Raw genomic sequence first — 15,876 nt, 5'->3', positions numbered from 1 at the left:
GAGGAGCGTCACGATTGGCGAGATCCCCGACGGCATATACTTACCTTTGATAACGATATTGTGCGGACGATCGCGAGGTGCCCGAACGATCGGCGCGCTTCGTCGGAGGGAGTCGAGCATGACGCACACACTGGACGTCGACAGCCGACAGGATCGACAGAGCAGGCAACGCAGTCGATTTCAGGAACTGCACGAGACCGACCGGGAGTTTCGAGCCGCAGAACCGGACAGCGCAGTGGCCGATGCCGCCCAGGAGTTGTCGCCCAACCTGGCCCGAGTGGTTGCCGAGATCATGACGCGTTACTCCGATCGGCCGGCCCTCGGCCGCCGAGCTCGAGAGATCGTGAAGATCGACGACGTCGACACGTTTCACCTTCTCCCCCGGTTCGACACCATCACCTACGGCCAGGCATGGCGCGACGCCGGCGCACTGGCCTCGGCGCTGACCCACGACGCGATCGGCATCTCTTCGGGAGACTTCTTCGCAACCCTGGGATTCGCGAGTGCCGACTATGTCGTTGCGGAACTGGCCACGATCCGACTCGGCGCGATTGCCGTTCCGCTGCAGGCCGGTGCCACCGCAGGCCAGCTCTCGGCCATCGCCGACGAGGCCGAACCCGTCGTCCTGGCAGCCGATGTCGACAACCTGTCCGTCGCGGTGCAGGTTGCCACGCACTGTCGGTCCATTCGTCGAATCGTCGTTCTCGACTACGACGGTGCGATCGACGCGCATGCACGGACCATGAAATCCGCGCTGGTCGACGCCGAACCGGTGGGAGTCGTCATTCGGCCACTCACCGAGCTGGTTCGCGACGGCGCGCAACTGCCGGAGATCCCGCTCCCCGACGACGAGGATCCCGAACGACTCGCGACGCTGATCTACACCTCCGGCAGCACCGGAACTCCCAAGGGAGCGATGCACACCGAACGAATCGTGTGCGGAGCCTGGACCGGTGCCTGGCACCACACCGGAGCTTCCTCCGAATCCACGGACCAGCCGGCTTTCCCTGTCATCACTGTCGACTATCTCCCGATGAGTCACCTGGCCGGGCGTGGTCTTGTCTTCTCGACGCTGGCGGCCGGCGGCACCGTCCACTTCGCAGCGGCGAGCGACCTGTCCACCCTGTTCGAGGATTTCGCGCTCGCTCGGCCCACGATGGCCCTGTTGATCCCGCGGGTGTGCGAGATGATTCGACACAACGTCCTCGCCGAGATCGACCGAGAGGTCGAACGCTCTACCGGTGGCGATGCCGACAGGACACGTCGAGAGGTTCTGGAACGCACCAGGATCGAACAGTTCGGCGGTCGTGTCCTGGCCGCAATGGTCGGCACCGCACCGATCGCTCCCGAGGTCAAGGACTTCGTCACGGAGCTGCTCGATATCGAGGTCCGCGACAACTACGGCTCCACCGAAGCCGGGATGGTGTTGCACGACGGCGTCGTGCAACGTCCACCGGTGATCGAATACAAGCTCGACGATGTGCCCGAACTCGGTTACTTCTCCACCGACACACCGCATCCACGCGGTGAGCTCCTGCTCAAGACGGCGTCCATCATTCCCGGTTACTACAAGCGCCCGGACGTCACGGCCGAGGTCTTCGACTCCGAGGGCTTCTATCGCACCGGTGACGTCGTCGCCGAGATCGAGCCCGACCGACTCGCCTACGTCGATCGACGCAAGAACGTTCTGAAACTGGCTCAGGGCGAGTTCGTCGCACTGGCGCGCCTCGAATCCCTGTTCGGTACCAGTGAGCTGGTCGATCAGATATTTCTCTACGGCAACGGCCAACGGGCGTATCTGTTGGCGGTCGTCGTTCCGGCCCACCCGGATACCACCGCGGGTTCGGTCATCGAATCTCTGCAACGGATCGCACGCACGGAAGCGCTGAACTCGTACGAGATTCCACGTGAGGTCATCATCGAACACGAGCCGTTCACACAGGAGAACGGACTGCTGTCCGGTGCGGGCAAACAACTGCGGCCCAAACTCGTCGAACGTTACCGAGACGAACTCGAGCGTCGCTACGCAGAACTCGAATCGGGTCAGAACGACCGGCTGCGCGAGCTCAGGCGCAGTGGTGCCGATGCCCCTGTCCTGACCACGGTCGGCGATGCCGCCCAAGCCCTGCTCGGATGCGCCGGGTCCGATGTTCGCCCCGATGCCCACTTCAGCGACCTGGGCGGAGATTCGTTGTCGGCGTTGACGTTCTCGACGCTGCTCCGTGAGATCTACGACGTCGATGTTCCGGTCGGTGTGATCACCGGGCCCGCCATGGACCTGGCAGCGCTGGCCGAGTACATCACGTCTGCCCGCGACAACGATTCCGACACGGCCACTTTCGAATCGATCCACGGCCGCGGCGCAACGGTCGCCGAGGCGTCCGACCTGCAACTGTCGGCATTTCTGGACGACACCCTCCTCGACGCCGCGCACCGCATTCCGGGCCCGCGGGAACAGACCAGCACGGTCTTGTTGACCGGGGCCAACGGATACCTCGGTCGCTTCCTCTGCCTGGAATGGTTGGAGCGCATGGCCGAGGTCGGCGGAAAGGTGATCTGCCTGGTGCGCGGACGCTCCGATTCCGATGCGCGAGCTCGACTCGATGCGGCCTTCGACAGCGGCGATGCAGACCTGTCGGAGCGCTATCGAACCTTGGCCGACGCTGCGCTCGAGGTCGTGGCAGGCGATCTCGGGTCACCTGGGTTCGGCGTGGACCAGGACGTGTTCGAGGCGCTGGCCCAACGGGTCGATCGCATCGTCCATCCCGCAGCGCTGGTCAACCACGCGCTGCCGTACGAGCACCTCTTCGGCCCCAACGTCGTCGGCACCGCCGAGGTGATTCGGCTGGCTCTCACCGACCACGTCAAGCCGGTGACCTACCTGTCGACGGTGGCCGTCGCAGCGGGCGTCGAGAATTTCCGGGAGAACGGCGACATCCGTGTGGACAGCCCGTCGCGAGCTGTGGACGATTCCTACGCCAACGGCTACGGAAACTCCAAGTGGGCCGGTGAAGTGCTGTTGCGCAACGCGTTCGACGAGTTCGACCTACCGGTGTCGGTCTTTCGCTCGGACATGATCCTGGCGCACAGCAGATGGACCGGTCAGCTCAACGTTCCGGACGTGTTCACGCGCCTGATCCTCTCGGTCGTCGCAACCGGCCTGGCTCCGCACACGTTCTACGCCACCGACGCCGGGGCACCGACCGACGACAAGGGGCGACCGCTGGCCCACTACGACGGTCTGCCTGCCGATTTCAGTGCTTCGGCCATCACGTCGATCGCGGGCGGGGATACCTCTGGCTACCGAACGTTCGACATCCTCAACCCACACGACGACAACATCTCGCTGGACACGTTCGTCGATTGGATCCGTGACGCAGGTCGCGACATCGAGATCGTCGAGAACTACGACGAGTGGTTCGAACGGTTCGGTGCCGCAGTCGAGGCGTTGCCGGAGAAGCAGCGTTCGCACTCGCTGCTCCCCCTGATCGACTCGTACGCACACCCGCAACACCCGTCGTCCGGGGCGATGCTGCCCGCCGACGAGTTCGCCTCGGCCGTCGGGGACATTCCGCACCTCGGGCGCGAGTTGATCGAGAAGTATCTCTCCGATCTCGTGGCGCTCGAGCTCGTGAGCACGCGCTAGAGCAGTTCCCGATGCGGGCCGTACGGCCCGCATCGGGAAGCCCTACTCCCCGACCGGTTGTGGTTCGCTCGTCTGCTTCGCGGCGGGAGTCAGCCGCGAGTACGCCAGACACACGAGCCCGAAGAACAGATAACCCAGGGCCACTTGGGGGTTGGCTGCCCACCCCACCTCGTGTGAATGGATCAGACCGACCCACGACAGTGCTGCGGCCACCCCACCGGCTGCTGCGGCGGCGAGAAACCGTTTGTCGAGAACGAACGTGACGATGGTGCCCAACATCAGTCCGGCGAGTACCGCTCCCGACCCGAACGTCTTCAGCCCGTCGTAGACGACACCCGCCTGACCCAGTGCCTCGCTGCCCACTTCGGTAGCCGATGTGCCTGCCGCACTGAGTGCGTTGTCGATCAGACCCACCGCCCACTCCGCAAGGTTGGGTAGCAGTGCCACCACCACCGCGATGGCGTGCAGCTTCGGCACCGATTGGAATGCCTGGGCACCGATCAGCAGTCCTATGTACAGCAGAATCGGAACGATCGCGGGGATCGGCAGCAACGTCGCCAGCAATCCGAACAACCCGAGAAAACACATCAACCCGATCGCGACGCCCGATGCGACCGAGTATCCGGTCCGGCCACCTGCGTCCTTCCAGCCGGGATGGCCGATGTAGACCGCGGGCGGGAACGGCGATCCGAACGCCGAGCCGACGACCGCACCGAAGCCGTCCGCAAGCAGCACACTGCGCAGGTTGTAGTTGTCTCCGGCAGCGGACGCGCTTTCGACGTTGCTCATCGCCTCGGTGAAGTTGTAGACCCCCAACGGAATTGCGGTGGCGAGCAGCGGTGCCAGGTTACCGAGACCGTCGAGCAGGAGATCGAGGCGCAGATCCGGAAGGCCGAGCGCGATATTGCTCGCCGCCTCGGTCACGTCCGGCACGGACATGTATCCGCCGATCCAGCCGATCGCCGTGCCCACCAGAAGCGCCGCGAGACCCACCGGAATGTTGCCGGGCAACTTCACGTCTGTGAAGAAGCCGATGAGAATGATTGCGAGAACGGGCAACCCGATCCACGCGGCCTCCCACATCTGCGCGGCCGGGCGCATCGCGATGAACGTGATGGAGATGCCGGCCAACGTACCGAGCATCGCCGCGCGCGGGGTGATCCTGCGAATGTAGGGCCCGACGAACGCTCCGATCATGACGATGATGCCGATCATGAAGGCCCAGGCGAGTCCCGCCGCCCACGCCTGAACCGCGTCGCCCGTCGCCAGGTAGACCGGGAGCATGACCACGAACACGACGATGAACATGTGCGGCACGCTCGGACCGTAGGGTAGCGCCGTCACATCGGTTCGATTCTCGCGCTTGGCAAGTCGACGAGCGAGAACCATGTAGTACAAGTTTCCCAGGATCAGTGCGATTCCGAGAGCAGGCAGCAGCGTCCCGAGGACGTCGCTTCCCGGAATCCCGACCACCGCGATGCTCAAGGTGGTCAGTGTGAGAACGTTGACGAGGATGTTGAAGCCGAGTCCGAAGAATGCGTTGGTGTCGCCCTTCGTCCACCACGAGAGGGTGAACGAGGGCGACGAGCCTGCAGCGGGTGAGTCTTTGACGTCCATGGTCATGTTCTGGTCCTATCGGCTCGCAGAAGTGGGAACGAACGCAAGCAACGCGGCGGCGACGTCCTCCGACGGCGCGGTCCACCCGAAAATCCCGCCTTGAGCCGAGATCATCTCGAGGCCCACTCGCTGGAACTCCGGGAAATACGAACCGACACAGTCCGTCACCACGAGGCATTCGTATCCTCGATCGTTGGCCTCCCGCACCGTGGTGTGCACACACACCTCCGTCGTCACACCGGTGACGAGCAGGGTGGTGATTCCGGCGCTCGTGAGAACCTCGGAGAGCTCGGTGGCGTAGAACGCCCCTTTGCCGGGCTTGTCGATGACGGTCTCGCCTTCGAGCGGTGCCAATTCGTCGACGATGTCGTGGCCGTACTCACCGCGAACGAGTATGCGGCCGAACGCTCCCCGATCACCGATGCGCTGAGAGGGCGCGCCGCGGCGCAGCTTCGCCGGCGGGCAGTCCGACAGGTCCGGCAGATGCCCCTCCCTGGTGTGGATCACCGGTATCCCGGCGTCCCTGGCCACCGCGATGAGACCCGCGAGTGGCTCGATCACGGTTCGGAGCTGGGCTACATCGTTGCCGAGGCTCTCACCGAATCCCCCTGGAAGCAGAAAGTCCCTCTGCATGTCGATGACGAGCAGTGCCGTCGTCGACGCGTCGAGGGTGAACTCCGATGGCGACGCCGACGGTATCGACGCTACCGGTGTATGTGCTGAGGTCATGAGATCTCCTGTGCTGCAATGGAAGTATCGTGAGCAGAATTGATCGCCCGGGAATATGCCCGCCAGCCACCGAACTCGCTGATGTCGTCGACGGTGTGTCCCTCCGCGCCGGTCTGCACAGTGGCATCGCAGACGTAGCCGAGAACGTCGGAACCGTCGGCCAGCAGCACTCGTCCCAGAGCGAGCACCGTTGGCATTCTGCCCGCGAGTACCGCAAGAGAAGTAGCGGGCAGTCGCCACCTCTCCACGTCGATTGCGCTGCCGCCGAATGGAACTCGCAGCAGGCCGGGAGTCGGATCGGCGGTTCCGATCCGAAGCAGTGTGTACGTCGGCGCGGTGCACGTGGCCTCGACCAGGGACCCGCCCAGCTCGACGAGCTGCGGGTTGGCGCGCTCTCCTGACAGATGGTGCCCGGCAACGACGATGTCGATGGTCTCGACCGCCGACCCTTCGACGGCGAGAGGCGGTGAGACGGCGCGCCCCTCTCCGAGCAACCGGGCCGCGACCGCGAGAATCGTATCGTCGGCCAGCGCAGGCCCGATCACCATGAGGCTGACCGGTCGACCGTCCTCGGTGAGCCCGGCGGGAACCGCTACGGCGGTCAGGTCGAGAAGGTTCCCGAAGTGGGTGTAGTGGCCGAGCTTCGTGTTGCACGCGATGGGGTCCGCGAGTACCTCGGGCACGGTGAAGGTGGTACCGATGGTCGGCACGATCATCACGTCCATCGAGGTCCAGAGCTGCGCGACGCGAGCGCGAAGGTCTTGTAGCGTCTGCAGGGCACGGAAGGCATCGACGGCGTTGTACCGCCGTCCACCCAGGAATATCTCGCGGACGACCGGAACGATGGAATCGGGCTTGTCGGTGAGGAATTCGTCGAACTCGACCAGCCGCTCGGCGACCCACGGTCCCTGATACAGCAGCGATCCGGCATCGAGAAACGGAGTGAGATCGACTGCGGTGGTCCGTAATCCATGCTCGGGAAGCGACCGGCGCGCGACCGAATGTGCATCGAACATGGCTGCGTCGCCGAAAAAATCCAACTGCTGCAGGTCCGGTAGACCCACAGTGACCTCGCGCCCGTCGAACTTCTCTCCGCGGCGACGCGACCAGCCGTCCGCTGGATCCTCGGCGCACATGATGTCGAAGACGAGATCGAGATCCTCGACCGTGGTCGCCATCAGGGTGATGCAGTCCAGCGACTTGCACGCGGGGACGAGTCCGACGGTGCTGATCAAGCCGCGTGACGGCTTGTACCCGACGATGCCGTTGAGCGCTGCGGGCACTCGCCCCGATCCTGCGGTGTCGGTGGCCACGCAGAACGGCACCTGTCCGAGGGCGACGGCCAGTGCCGAACCGGAGCTGGACCCGCCCGAGATCATGTCGTTGCCGTAAACGCTCCGCGGAATCGGGTGCGGCGTGCGCGTTCCGTTCAGCCCGGTCGCGAACTGGTCGAGGCTGGTCTTGCCGACGAAGATGGCTCCGGCGTCGACCAACGCCTGCACTGCAGGGGCCGTCGAATCCGGCGTGTACGCGTAGTCGGGACAGGCGAGAGTGGTCGGGTATCCGGCCACGTCGATGCTGTCCTTGACGCCGAAGGGAATTCCGTACAGGGGTAGCGACACCGCATCGGGTCGCGCTTCCAGAGCCGCGGCGGCCGCGAGCAGTTCGGCGCGGGCCACGACGGTGATCCACGTTCCGTCGTCGCCGCGCGCAGCCACGGCGGTCGAGAAGGCCTCCACCGTTGCCGTGGGAGTCGACGCACCGGTTCGGTACGCCGCGAGCATCTCGGCAACGGTCGGGCCGAGTACCGGTCCAAGGTCTGAATTCATACCGTCGATTGTCGACAGTTTTCTGTTACTGCAGGTTGTTGCCGTGTTTCGAGTCTGTTAGGAAGTACTCTCGAGATGCAGGTAGGTCAGCTCGCCGTGCTGCTTCAACGCAGCGAGCGCCACCGACAGATCATTCGATTCGATGGCGTCGAGCAACCACTCGTGACGCCGGATCCCGTCGACCGGATTGGCCACTCGGGCTTCTTCCCTGAGATTGCGGGCCATCGGTAGCTGCAACTTCAGCAGGATCGGTGCATACGCCACATCGAGTTGGCGACTGCCTGCCAACGCCACGATGGCTTCGTGGAAACGCCGGTGGGCGTCGTCCTTGCCGAGGGTGTCGCCCCGCGCATCGGCGTCACGCATCTCGTCGAGCGCCGTTCGTACCGGCGCGAACGCACCGTCGCGAGACGACGCGAGCGGGAGCGCTCGCTCGAGCGCATGCCGTTCGAGAACCTGACGCAGCTCGAAGAGTTCGAGAATGTCCACTGCCGACCACACCGTCACTCGGAACCCGCGACGTGGAAGATGTTCGACCAGACCCTGCTGAGCCAACAGGCGCAACGCCTCACGTACCGGTGCTCGGCTGATCCCGAGGCGCGCGCACAGGGTTTCCTCGACCACTCGGGATCCGGGCTCGAGCGCACCGCTGAGCACCTCGGATCGGACCTGACGGGTCGCCATTTCGACAAGGCTGGGCGGCAACGAGCCGTGTTCCGCCGGTGCAGCCATGCCGCCAGTGTACGAACATGTTCGGCGAATGGTGCGCATCCGAAGCATCGCCGAGTCGAATCCCGAGTGCTCGGGTATCCCCCAGCGTTAGGATGGTCGGCATATGTGGATTGGATGGATAGAATTCGACTTCCTTCTCGGAGATGTTCACTCACTCAAAGAGAAGCGCTCAGTGATCCGGCCGGTGATCTCCGAAATGCAACGTAAGTTCGCGGTGTCGGCCGCGGAGACCGATCATCGCGAGTTGCACCGACGAGCAGGTGTCGGCGCGTCCGTCGTAGCAGGCGATCGCGACCATGTCACCGATGTTCTCGACCGAATCGAGCGCGTGGCGGCCTCACGTCCCGAGCTGCAACTCGTCTCCGTGCGGCGGCGCACCATCCGAAGCGACGACGTCTGAGGCCTGCCCCGCCTGGTCATCGACGTACGTCGAACACCTGCTTCTGAATTCCGTTGCCGTAGACCTCGTGTTCGACCAGTTCGAGATGCGTGGTGTCCTTGTCGGCCTCACTGAACAGTCGCTTTCCCGCCCCGAGCAGGAGTGGAAAGACGAGCAGGTGGTACCGATCGACGAGTCCGGCGTCGGCGAGACTTCGCCCCAGAGTGGCGCTGCCGTGGATCGAGATCGGCCCACCATCGGAGTCCCTGAGCTCTGCGACGTCGTCGATTCCACGCAGAATGGTTGCCGGCCACCGTGAGTCGTCCTTTTCGAGCGTTGTCGACACCACGTACCTCGGCATCGCGTTGTACCCGGCGAAATCGTCCATGGTGGGCCAGATCGGCGCAAATGCCTCGTACGAGGTGCGGCCCAACAGCAGCGCCGTGGCCTCTTCCTGCTCGCGCCCCTTGATCTCGTACGCTGCCGGGTCGAATTCGATGCCCTGAAACGTCCACCCCGAGTTGCGATAACCCACCTCGCCGCCGGGTCCTTCCATGACGCCGTCGAGCGAAACGAACGCGGTCACGATCACAGTGCGCATGGACGGTCCTTACCGGTGCTGGGATGCGGGTGCCGGAATCGTAAACCATCCGGCCGCCGAATCCGTCGATACGATCGACCGATGAATGTCAGCGCGACGTCCCGCCCGGCATGGGACGACGACCCGGTCGTGTCCGGCTGGCCGGGCCTGCCCGCACTGGAGCGTGACGGCACCGCGGACGTCTGCGTCGTCGGCCTGGGAGGCTCGGGTCTGGCCGCGGTAGCCGACCTCGTAGACCGTGGTCTCGATGTGGTCGGTATCGACGCAGGACGGATCGCTGCCGGTGCCGCGGGCCGCAACGGCGGATTCCTGCTCGGTGGTCCGGCGACTTTTCTTCACACTGCGCTCGCAACCTGGGGGCCGTGTGCGGTGGATCTGTATCGAGCGACTCTGGCCGAGATCGACTCTCTGGAAGAGATTCTCGGATCCGACGTCGTCCGCCGTACCGGATCCATCAGGCTCGCGGGAGTGCCCGGCGCGCCGGTCGAGCTCGCCGATTCGGAGGATTGCGATGCGCTGGCACAGTGCCTGCGCGAGAACGACGTTGCCGTCGAGCAGTATTCCGGCGAGTTGGGGCGCGGGATCTTCCTACCGGACGACGCGGTGATGAATCCTGCGCGTCGCGCGCTGGGGTTGGCGTCGATCCTCGCGGGCCGCGCCCGGTTGTACGAGCACACGCCCGCAACCGCCATCGGGCCAGGAGCAGTCACGACGCCGAGTGGGGTGATTCGGTGCGGCCTGGTTCTCGTTGCCGTCGACGGTCGGCTCGAACAGGTACTCCCCCAGCTCGACGGCCGGGTTCGGACCGCGCGTCTGCAGATGCTCGCCACCTCGCCCGTCACGCCGAGACGACTACCCTGCCCCGTATACGGACGATGGGGATACGACTACGCGCAGCAGGACGCGTCGGGACGGCTGTATGTCGGGGGCGGTCGTGACCTCTTCGTAGACGACGAGTGGACACCGTCCGACGAACCGACCGCCCAGGTGCAGGATTACATCGAATCCGTCGCGACATCGTTTGCAGGAGAACCGGTCTCGGTTCGTGCGCGATGGGCTGCATCGGTAGGATTCACCACGGACGGGCGCCCGCTGTGCACAGTCGTGGACGACACCGTGATCGCATTCGGCGGCTACAACGGGACAGGCAATCTGGTCGGACCGGTCGCCGCTCGTGCCGCGGTGGCACTCGGACTCGACGGAATTGCAGTGCCGCAGTATCTGAGCAGCTGACGCATGGCAGTGTGGACCCATGGCCGAAGAACCGGAACGCACCGAGGACGGTCGCTACATCGTCATCAAGGGTAGACGTTGGCGCGCAACGGATCCTGACATCCCCGAGGATCGCAATGCCGAACTGCGGTCGATCCTGATGGCGTGGCGCAGGGAGGTCAAACGGACGTCGGGCGCACCGGAATCTCGGGCAGGGGTGCACGCCACCAAAGTCGCCCTCGGCGAGCGAGGAACGCCGTGGTGGGAACAGTCCGACGACGAACGACGAGCCCGCTGGGAATCGGAAGTATCGCGGCCTGCCGACACCTGACCCTCGCCAGATGGTTGCCATGATGGAAACTATCCAATACAGTTTCCACCATGGAAAGCATCGGAAGACCCACACCTGCCGAAGCACGAACAGCTCTCGACGACATCGACCGAGTTCAGCGCGCGGTACGAGACACTCCGTGGCCGATATGGCTGTACCCGGTCAACGCGGTGCTGCTTGCCGTTTTCGCACTGACCGCCCTTCTCGACAGCCAGGCCGCGCCCCTGGGGGTCGCCGCGGTGATCATCGCGGTCAACGTCATCACCGGATATCGGATGGGGACGCCGTGGGCCCTACCCACCAACAGAGGCTTCCTCACCTGCGTGGCACTCTCGGCGCTCTGCGTCGCACTGGCGCAGGCTGTCGGGAATCCCGGCGGACCGGCCCGGCCTGTGCTTCTGCTCGCCATCGCATCTGCGTCGATCTACTCGATCGGATCGATCTTGCACTACCGCAGCACACGTCGATGACGAGCGATCTCGATCCCATCATTCATCCCGCACACCGGCTCCGAATCTGTGCCCTTCTGGCCGCGGCCACGACGGTGGAACTCTCGATCGTCAAGGAACACAGCGGGTTGAGCGCATCGGCGCTGAGCAAGCAGGTCGCCGCTCTGGTCGATGCGGGATACGTCGAGCAGCAGCGATCACGCACGGACTCGCGTCGACTGTGGTTGTCGTTGACGAAGGACGGTAGAACGGCGTATCGACGCCATGTGGCTGCACTCCGCACGATTCTGGCCGATACCGACGCCTCCATCTGATCTTCTGCGGTGACTTTCCGTCGTGGTGCGTGTCTACTGTTTCGACGGATGCCGTCGACGTAGTTCAGCCCGCTCGTTCAGCGAAGAAGGAGACTTCGATCATGTCCATTCTCAATCCCTACCTGTCGTTCCGAGACAATGCCCGCGAGGCCATGGAGTTCTATCGGTCGGTCTTCGGTGGCGAGCTCACCGTCACCACGCTCGGCGAGGCCAATGCCAGCGAGGATCCCGCCGATCAGGACAAGGTCATGCACGGCCAGCTGACCACCTCGAACGGCCTCACTCTGATGGGAGCCGACACGCCGTCGTCGATGGAGCACACCCCGGGCAACACCATGAGCGTCTCGCTCAGCGGCGACGAGGAGGACGAACTGACGGGTTACTGGAACAAGTTGGCCGTCGACGCGCAGTTCACCATGGGTCTCGAGAAAGCTCCGTGGGGCGACACGTTCGGAATGTTGACCGACAAGTTCGGTGTTCAGTGGATGGTCAACATCGCAGGATCCAGCACTGGGAGCTGAGCGCCCACGCGGCCGCTCCTACCCGACGACGGTCTTCGGCGGAATCACCTGCCGGAGACCTTCGGGCCCCCAGCCCCGATCGAGTGCCACCAGCAGCAACGCACAGCCGAGACCGGACAGGACGAGCGCGGAACCGAACATCGCCGTGTATCCGAACAGATCGCCGACCACACCGGCGGCGATCCCGGCAGCACCCTGCGCGAAGACGATCGCGCACGCCATCAGCGTGTAATCGCTTCCCGCGAAGCGCTTCTCGGACGCGTCCATCATCAGCGCGAACACCGCCACGGTGGCCGCACCACCGAGCACATGTTCGGTGATGTTGGCGGTGACCAGAAGCGGAAAGCCGCCTACGCCCAGCGACGCGACGACATACAGGGCAAGGCTCAGCGTTTGGCTCACTCCGCCCACCAGCAGGGCCCGACGACGTCCGTACCGAAACGCCAGCCAGGCCCCGAGTACGGCTCCCCCGACCGCGGCCGCCGAAGACAGACCGCCCTCGACCAGCGCTATCTGGGGCAGCGACAGACCGCTGTCCGACAGGAACGGACCCACCAGTGCCGATCCCATCGAGTTGCCGAACTTGAACCCGATGATCAACAGAATGAATGCCACCATTCCGGGCCTGCGAAGCCGCGACCACCAGGCGCCGGCCAACCGCCCCGGCCTCGGTCGATCGGCGTGCGGATCGGAGTCCGCGTCGGCCGCGTCGAGTTGTCTGCGCATCCACCACACGGGGAGCGTCGTCAGCACGATCAGCAGTGCCATCGCGACGAACAAAGCCCGCCATCCGGCGAAGGCCAACAGCCACAACAGCAGTCCGCCACCGCACACCATGCCGATGCGGTAGGCACCGACCTGAAGACCGTTGCCGAGCCCGCGCTGCGCCGCGGTGAGCGTCCGCACCGCGATGCCGTCGGTCGCGATGTCCTGCGTCGCCGACAGAGCATTCATGACGAAGATGCCGACGAACAGCCAGCGCAACGTCGAGGACAGATCGAGGAACGACAACGCCAGTGCCACAGCTGCGGCCGGACACTGCAGCGACAGCAGCCACCGCCTCCTGGATCCGTACCGATCGACGTACGGTGCCCAGAGAAACTTGAGCGCCCACGGCAGGAACAACACACCGGTTGCGCTGATCTTCACCAAGGAGAACCCCGACTCCCGGAGCACCACCGGCAGAGCCTGGGTGAAGAATCCGAACGGCACTCCCTGCGCGAAGTAGAGCGCCCCCAGGAGAGTGAGGGTCCCGGCGGTGAACGACGCCGGGCGCACCGCGTTGGTCATGACGGCCATCGTGTCAGAGCGACGCCGACTCCGCTGAATGCGCTACCGGCTGGCGAAGGATGGTGCGCAGCTTCGCAGGTTCGACCCGGCGCGGATCGCTCAGATAGATCTCGTGATGTCTGCCCGTCATCGTCAATCCAGAACTGGGGATGTATCGATGATGGAGCTCGTCGAGTACCGACGTCTCGTCGTCGTAGGACCCGATGTGCAGCGTCTGTACGCACAGTCCCTCGTCGAGAGTCTCCAACCGAACCCTGCTCGACGCATCCGAGTTGCTCTTCGAGGCGGCGGTCGCCGCTGCCGCCTCGAACATCGGACGGTCGATCCAGTCCGGCACCATGATCATGGCGGTCCAGTTCCACTCGCTCTTGTCCCTCTCGGTGGTGAACGAGTTCATGTTCTCGGCCCACCACAGAGCCTCGAGCGGCGGGACGACGTAGTCCCGTTCGAGATCGTTCTTGCTCGCGAACTTGAGGGCATAGGCCACGGGGTAGAGCGCCCCGATTGCTTCGGCATACTCCGGCGCGGTGTTCGGATCGCCGTGTCCGTCGAGCATCAGGTAAGTCAGCGGCGGAACGACGAGGGTACGAAAGATGTTGTGCCGTGCCGAATATGCGTCGAGCGTCTTCTTGAAATCGACCTTCATGACACCCGCTCCGGCACCGCCGTTCAGACGAGCCACGCGCGTTCGTCGTCGCTGAATCGGTTGACGGTGCCGCGGGTCGCAACCGCCCTGTCGTACATGGCCGCCAGCGCATCCAGTAGGGGCTTGTTCAGCGAATCGAGTGCATTCTGGCGTGCCACGATCTCGTCGAGGCGCTCGGCAAGTTCGGCCAGCACCGCCGACCGGTCGACCGTGATGACGCGTCCGCCCTGGACGACGATCCGGCCCGCCACGATCACGACATCGATCGAGGAGCCGTTCTCGGAGTACACCAGTTGCCGGTCGAGCTTCTGCCGAGGCGTGAAAGCCATGGAGTCGAGGTCGAAGATCACCAGGTCGGCCTGCATCCCTACCTCCACGGTGCCCACTGTGTCCTGGAGGAGCGCACTGCGGGCCCCGCCGACGGTGCCTGCGTGTAGTACCTCGTCCACCGTGGGCCAGGTGGTGAAGTCCGGGTTGGTCACCTTGTGCAGCAGCGCAGCAGCTTTCACGACGTCGAGCATCCGGGGAGAATCACTGCTCGAGCATCCGTCGGTTCCCAGTCCGAGGTTCACGCCCGCGGTACGCAGGGCATGCCACGGGGCGATTCCCGATCCGAGCTTGAGATTCGAGATCGGATTGTGCGAAATCGACGTACCCGCCGCGGCGATCATCGACATATCGTCTTCGGTCAGCCAAATGCCATGCGCCAGGGTCGTATTGGGTGACAGTGCGCCGATCCGACCCATGTATTCCACCAGGGAGCCGCCGTACATCTCCGTTCCCGTGACCAACTGAGTCTTGGTCTCGAGGACGTGAATATGGCATTCGGCGTCGAATTCGGTCGCCAACTGCGTGGCACCGACCAGAAGCTCCGCACCGCACCGTTGCGGTGCGGACGGCGCGACCATGTATCGCAGGCGCCCGTTGCCTCGACCGTGATACTGCTCGAATGCTTTCCTGCTGAATGCGAGGTACTCCTGCGTGGTGGGAACCGGATGCGACCGAATCTCGGCCGCGACCTCCGGCGACAGATGATCGGCGATGAACGGCACGGTATCGACGAACGGTTTGCTGATCACGTGTCCGGAAATGTTCGCTCGGATGCCGATCTCTTCGTAGGCGTCGAACACCGCCGACAGTTGCGCCCAATCCTGAGTCGGGTTCTCGAGAACGTCGTCGACGATCGTCGTCACACCCGCTTCGAGGGACTCGATTGCGAACAACGTGCTGCGCAGACGAACCAGATCGGGTTCGACGCGACTGTCGCCGAGGATCGGATACGCCATGGCCATCCACATCTCGAGGGGCATGTTGTCGTATCTCCCCTTGTAGAACGTCTCCCAGGAATGGGTGTGTGCGTTCACGAATCCCGGTGTCACCAGCCTGTCGCGGCCGTCGATGATCGTATCGCCGTCGCCGGGTTCGAGATCGGCGGCGATTGCAGTGACGACGTCGTTCTCGATCCGGATACTGCGAACGATCGGTTCAGATCCGGTGGATGCGTCCATGGTGATGACGTGTGCGTTCCTGATGAAGATTCCCATGTTTCCTTCCTTGACTGCGCGGTGCGATGACGGCGA

15 protein-coding genes are annotated in these 15,876 nt (G+C 64.3%); 7 read left to right on the top strand and 8 right to left on the bottom strand.

The features are described from left to right. Positions 1-118 precede the first annotated feature (118 nt). Positions 119-3,646 (top strand): carboxylic acid reductase, encoded by a 3,528-nt coding sequence (car, locus tag QM590_RS05000; RefSeq protein ID WP_269594054.1) that lies wholly within the window; start codon positions 119-121, stop codon positions 3,644-3,646. 42 nt (positions 3,647-3,688) lie between these two features. On the opposite strand, the gene QM590_RS04995 is transcribed toward car, so the two are convergent. From QM590_RS04995 to QM590_RS04980, 4 genes are read right to left on the bottom strand one after another with little or no spacing between them, the layout of a single operon-like run. Continuing rightward, positions 3,689-5,269 carry a regulator gene (locus QM590_RS04995; RefSeq protein ID WP_269594053.1) on the bottom strand — a complete coding sequence of 527 codons (1,581 nt, stop codon included), beginning with the start codon at positions 5,267-5,269 and terminating at the stop codon, positions 3,689-3,691. Between the two features lie 9 nt (positions 5,270-5,278). Further along, positions 5,279-5,992, bottom strand: coding sequence for a cysteine hydrolase family protein (locus QM590_RS04990; protein ID WP_269594052.1), 714 nt, complete (start codon positions 5,990-5,992; stop codon positions 5,279-5,281). Next, positions 5,989-7,821 carry an allophanate hydrolase gene (gene atzF / locus QM590_RS04985; protein ID WP_269594051.1) on the bottom strand — a complete coding sequence of 611 codons (1,833 nt, stop codon included), beginning with the start codon at positions 7,819-7,821 and terminating at the stop codon, positions 5,989-5,991. Before atzF ends, QM590_RS04990 begins: the two co-directional genes overlap by 4 nt. A gap of 57 nt (positions 7,822-7,878) precedes the next feature. After that, on the bottom strand, positions 7,879-8,553 hold the full coding sequence (locus tag QM590_RS04980) for a GntR family transcriptional regulator (protein WP_269594050.1): 675 nt from the start codon (positions 8,551-8,553) through the stop codon (positions 7,879-7,881). 103 nt (positions 8,554-8,656) lie between these two features. On the opposite strand from QM590_RS04980, the gene QM590_RS04975 reads away from it, so the two are divergent. Then, on the top strand, positions 8,657-8,953 hold the full coding sequence (locus tag QM590_RS04975) for a DUF503 domain-containing protein (RefSeq protein ID WP_269594049.1): 297 nt from the start codon (positions 8,657-8,659) through the stop codon (positions 8,951-8,953). Positions 8,954-8,969: 16 nt separating this feature from the next. Here the strand turns inward: QM590_RS04975 and QM590_RS04970 are convergent, their stop codons facing one another. Then, positions 8,970-9,533, bottom strand: coding sequence for a dihydrofolate reductase family protein (locus tag QM590_RS04970; protein WP_269594048.1), 564 nt, complete (start codon positions 9,531-9,533; stop codon positions 8,970-8,972). Positions 9,534-9,614: 81 nt separating this feature from the next. On the opposite strand from QM590_RS04970, the gene QM590_RS04965 reads away from it, so the two are divergent. The 5 genes from QM590_RS04965 to QM590_RS04945 all read left to right on the top strand — a co-directional run bounded on the left by QM590_RS04965 (position 9,615) and on the right by QM590_RS04945 (position 12,360). Beyond that, positions 9,615-10,766 carry an NAD(P)/FAD-dependent oxidoreductase gene (locus QM590_RS04965; protein ID WP_269594047.1) on the top strand — a complete coding sequence of 384 codons (1,152 nt, stop codon included), beginning with the start codon at positions 9,615-9,617 and terminating at the stop codon, positions 10,764-10,766. Between the two features lie 19 nt (positions 10,767-10,785). After that, the gene (locus QM590_RS04960) at positions 10,786-11,076 is read left to right on the top strand and encodes a hypothetical protein (RefSeq protein WP_068047475.1); all 291 of its coding nucleotides are present in this window, start codon (positions 10,786-10,788) and stop codon (positions 11,074-11,076) included. Positions 11,077-11,126: 50 nt separating this feature from the next. Next, on the top strand, positions 11,127-11,546 hold the full coding sequence (locus tag QM590_RS04955; protein WP_269594046.1) for a hypothetical protein: 420 nt from the start codon (positions 11,127-11,129) through the stop codon (positions 11,544-11,546). Beyond that, on the top strand, positions 11,543-11,839 hold the full coding sequence (locus QM590_RS04950) for a transcriptional regulator (protein ID WP_149405706.1): 297 nt from the start codon (positions 11,543-11,545) through the stop codon (positions 11,837-11,839). Before QM590_RS04955 ends, QM590_RS04950 begins: the two co-directional genes overlap by 4 nt. A gap of 98 nt (positions 11,840-11,937) precedes the next feature. Continuing rightward, positions 11,938-12,360, top strand: a complete 423-nt coding sequence (locus QM590_RS04945) for a VOC family protein (protein ID WP_269594218.1) — start codon at positions 11,938-11,940, stop codon at positions 12,358-12,360. 18 nt (positions 12,361-12,378) lie between these two features. Here QM590_RS04945 and QM590_RS04940 read toward each other — a convergent pair whose 3' ends face one another. Genes QM590_RS04940 through QM590_RS04930 form a run of 3 tightly spaced genes read right to left on the bottom strand, consistent with a single transcriptional unit; the run spans position 12,379 to position 15,840 of the window. Then, entirely contained in the window at positions 12,379-13,650 is a 1,272-nt protein-coding gene (locus QM590_RS04940; RefSeq protein ID WP_269594045.1) for an MFS transporter, read from the bottom strand. Between the two features lie 13 nt (positions 13,651-13,663). Beyond that, positions 13,664-14,296: a GyrI-like domain-containing protein gene (locus QM590_RS04935; RefSeq protein ID WP_269594217.1), complete on the bottom strand. Its 633-nt coding sequence runs from the start codon at positions 14,294-14,296 to the stop codon at positions 13,664-13,666. Between the two features lie 23 nt (positions 14,297-14,319). Further along, positions 14,320-15,840 (bottom strand): amidohydrolase family protein, encoded by a 1,521-nt coding sequence (locus QM590_RS04930; protein ID WP_269594044.1) that lies wholly within the window; start codon positions 15,838-15,840, stop codon positions 14,320-14,322. Positions 15,841-15,876 lie beyond the last annotated feature (36 nt).

The organism is Rhodococcus sp. IEGM 1372 (assembly GCF_030056835.1).
In the GTDB taxonomy this organism is placed as follows: domain Bacteria; phylum Actinomycetota; class Actinomycetes; order Mycobacteriales; family Mycobacteriaceae; genus Rhodococcoides.
Note: the sequence above shows the minus strand (reverse complement) of the source record. Positions and strands in the feature narration are given on the sequence as shown.